The following is a 3,560-nucleotide window of genomic DNA, read 5'->3' as shown; positions in this document are numbered from 1 at the left end:
CGCGAAGCGACGCCGAAGGCGCCCTTGACTTTGGAGGGGCGGCCCCGTACGCAAGCGCCACCCCACCACCCGAACACCCCATCTCCCCATTCGAGGACCCGTCTCGCGCCACCGCCAGAACATCCCGTCTCTCTCGAAGACCACCATGGACACCTTCTCAAACAGCTCGCCCACGATGAACTTAGGCCCTGGGCGTACATACGCAGATGACCGAAGCTCCCCAAGAACAAGTTGCCATAATGACATAAACTGAGCATCCGTCACCTAAATCCCTGCCCGAGCCAAAGCGCGAGTCTCGTCCTTCTGCTCAATCTCTGCGATTGCAAATATGTCCCTGATGCTGCAATGCGGTGATGTGGCCGCCGTTCGTCGTGCTCGGGCTGGGCGCGGGGATGGTGCTGTCCGCGTCGTCCGCCGCGATCGTCCGGAACGCCCCGGTCCGGGAACGCCCCGGTCCGGGAACGGCCGGGTCTGGGACGGCGGCGTCGCGGGCGGCATGCAGGCGACCGTGCTGCAGATCGGCGGCGCGCGCGGACGCGGGCGTGATGGGTGTTGTGTCGACGACCGGCTCGATGTTCGTGCAGGTCAGGGCGCGCCTTCGTTGGGGCGAGGGGGCGGGCGTTCGTGGACGGTGTGCGCGCGGCCGTGCTGGTGGACGGTGGCAGGTCCTAGGACGATCGGACCCGGCGGATTGGGTCCGGCGGCCGACGCGCGGCGGCGGCCCCGCCGCGAGCATGGGATCCATGACCACGATCCAAGAAGGCGGCGCCGTCGACGCGGGGGACCGGCGGGCCGGCGGGACCCCGCCGTGGGCCGCGCTGCTCGCCGCGTCCATCGGCCAGTTCCTCGTCGTCCTCGACATCTCCGTCGTCAACGTCGCCCTGCCCGGCATGCGCGCCGGGCTCGGGCTCGGCGCCACGAGCCTGCAATGGGTGGTCAACGCCTACTCGCTGGCGTTCGCCGGGTTCCTGCTGCTGGGCGGGCGCGCCGCCGACCTGTTCGGCCGCAAGCGGGTGTTCGTCACCGGCCTCGGGCTGTTCACCGCGGCCAGCCTCGCCGGCGGGCTCGCGCAGGACGCCGGGATGCTCATCGGCGCCCGCGCCGTCCAGGGCCTCGGCGCCGCGATCCTCGCGCCGGTCACGCTGTCGCTGATCACCGGGACGTTCCCCGAGGGGCCCGCGCGGACCCGGGCGATCGCGATGTGGACGGCGGTCGGCACCGCGGGCGGCGCCACCGGCGGGCTCGTCGGCGGCCTGCTCACCGACTACCTCAGCTGGCGCTGGGTCCTGCTGATCAACGTCCCCATCGGCGTCGCCGTCGCCGTGGTCGCCGGACGGTGGCTGCGCGACGAGCGCGGCGCCGCGGCCCGGCAGCGCCTCGACCTGCCCGGCGCGGTCCTCGTCACCGGCGGCGTCGGCCTGCTCGCCTTCGGGATCGGGCAGACCGAGCATCACGGCTGGACGTCGCCGGACTCGCTCGTCCCGCTGGTCGCGGCGATCGTGCTGCTGGCGCTGTTCGTCGCCGTCGAGGCGCGGACGGCCCAGCCGCTCGTCCAGCTGCGGCTGTTCCGGCTGCGCAGCGTCGCGGTCGGCAACCTCGCGACCCTCGTCAGCACGATGGCGGGGTTCGCGCTCTGGTACTTCCTGTCGCTCTACATGCAGAACGTCCTGCACTACAGCGCCGTCCGGACCGGGGTGTCGTTCCTGCCGCACACCGCGGGCATCATCGTCGGCTCGAGGCTCGCGCCCACGCTGATGGCCCGGATGGACGCCCGGCTGCTGGCCGCCGGGGGCGGGCTGATGGCGGCCGCCGGGTTCGCGTGGCAGAGCGCCGTCCTGGACGCGGGCGGGACGTTCGCCGGGTCGATCCTCGGCCCCGGCATCGTGATGGCGACCGGGTTCGGCCTGCTCATGACCCCGCTGGTGGAGGCGTCGACGGCCGGTGCGGACCGGGCGGAGGCGGGCGCCGTGGCGGGCGTCGTCAACACGTCCCGGACGATCGGCGGCGCGATCGGCCTCACGATCCTCGCGACCGCGGCGGCCCGGTCGGGCTCCGACCTCGCAGGCGGCTACGCCACCGCGTTCCTGATCGCGGCGGTCATTACCGCGGCGGGCACCGCGCTGGTCGCGTTCCTGCCGCGCCCCCGCCGCTGACCTCCGGCTGGATTCCGCCGCGACGCGGCGCTAGGACACCAGCACCGGCGGCTCGGCGGCCCTGGACGGGGCGCGCCGCGCGAGGCGGCGGCCGAGCCGCTGCGCGGGCGCCTCGATCCAGCGGTGCGACGCCCAGCCGGCGGCCAGCAGCACGGCGACGAAGACCAGCAGGCCCGGCAGGTTCGCGGGGCCGGACGTGCCGAGGAACTGGGCGGCCACCATCAGCAGCAGCGGGTGCAGCAGGTAGATCGAGAAGCTCGCGGTGCCGAGGCCCGTCGCCCAACTCGGGAACCGGCGGTGCCGCAGCAGCCAGGCTCCCGCGAACGTCGCCGTCGCCGCGAGGATCGTCCCGGCCCAGACGAGCTGGGCGTGCCAGTAGCCGTGCATGTTCCAGACGCCGGCGGCGAGCGCGCCGGCCGGTACCAGCACCGCGGTGGCGGCGCCGGACCAGGCGGGGATCTGACCCTGTTCGGCTCGGTACACGGCGGTCCCCGCGAACATCAGCGCCATCATCGCGAGGCCCTGCCACGCGCCGACCCGGCCGTTCAGCAGCACCAGCACGGCCGCGAGCAGCCCGCCGAGCAGCCCGCCCGCGACCCGCGCCGCAGCGCGGCCCGACACCGCCGCCGCGATCGCCGCGACCAGCGCGGCGAAGCAGACCGCGACGACGATGCCGACGCCGGCCGTCCGGGACAGCAGCCCCGACAGCAGCCAGGTCGGCATCAGCCCGCCCACCGCCAGCGCCGCCGCCGTGAGCCCGACGGAGACCGGCGCGGACCGGCGGTGCGCCCGGACCACGAACAGCGCGACGACCAGCAGGTAGAAGGCCATTTCGTAGGACAGCGTCCACAGTACGTTCATCGCGTTCGGGACCGCGAGGAGGTCCTGCATCATCGTCAGGTGGGCGAGGATCGCCGTCACGGGGTGGTAGTGCTCCAGGCCCGCCCGCAGGCCGCGGACGCCCAGCAGGAACGGCAGCACCGCGAAGAGGCACGACACCGCGAGCAGCGGGTAGATGCGGAAGAACCGGCCGATCCAGAACCCGCGGACGCTCTCCCGCCGCTCCAGCGACGCGGGCACGATGTAGCCGCTGACCAGGAAGAACACGAGGACCCCGTAGGTGCCGGGATCGAACCAGCCCTGCAGTGCGATCCGCACGTCGGGCAGGTACACGTAGCTCGCGTGGTGCAGGGCCACCGCCAGTGCCGCCCACCCCCGCAGCACGTCCAGCCACCCGAGGCGCGTGGGGGTGGAAACACCTAAAGGCGGGATCATCCCGACAGGCTAGACCGATCAGGAAGAAACCCCGCCAATTTCGTCAACTTCTCCAGGAAATCCCAAGGTTCGGCGCGCCGCCCGCCGGCGTTCCCCGAGCGGGGACGCCGCCGGCCCGGCGCGAGGCGCGTG

At 73.2% G+C, this 3,560-nt stretch carries 2 protein-coding genes; one reads left to right on the top strand and one right to left on the bottom strand.

What is annotated here, in order from left to right; genetic code table 11:
• Window positions 1-743: 743 nt before the first annotated feature.
• Window positions 744-2,153, top strand: a complete 1,410-nt coding sequence (locus ABZ914_RS48610; protein WP_500201395.1) for a DHA2 family efflux MFS transporter permease subunit — start codon at window positions 744-746, stop codon at window positions 2,151-2,153.
• Between the two features lie 30 nt (window positions 2,154-2,183).
• Here ABZ914_RS48610 and ABZ914_RS48605 read toward each other — a convergent pair whose 3' ends face one another.
• Complete coding sequence (locus tag ABZ914_RS48605; protein WP_500201394.1) at window positions 2,184-3,428, bottom strand: acyltransferase family protein; 1,245 nt, start codon at window positions 3,426-3,428, stop codon at window positions 2,184-2,186.
• Between the last annotated feature and the right edge of the window lie 132 nt (window positions 3,429-3,560).

The organism is Spirillospora sp. NPDC046719 (genome assembly GCF_040645715.1).
In the GTDB taxonomy this organism is placed as follows: Bacteria; Actinomycetota; Actinomycetes; order Streptosporangiales; family Streptosporangiaceae; genus Spirillospora.
Note: the sequence above shows the minus strand (reverse complement) of the source record. Positions and strands in the feature narration are given on the sequence as shown.

Coding starts and splice junctions, on each gene's coding strand:
- ABZ914_RS48610 (WP_500201395.1), top strand. CDS start 744: ATGACCACGATCCAAGAAGGCGGCGCCGTCGACGCGGGGGACCGGCGG.
- ABZ914_RS48605 (WP_500201394.1), bottom strand. CDS start 3,428: ATGATCCCGCCTTTAGGTGTTTCCACCCCCACGCGCCTCGGGTGGCTG.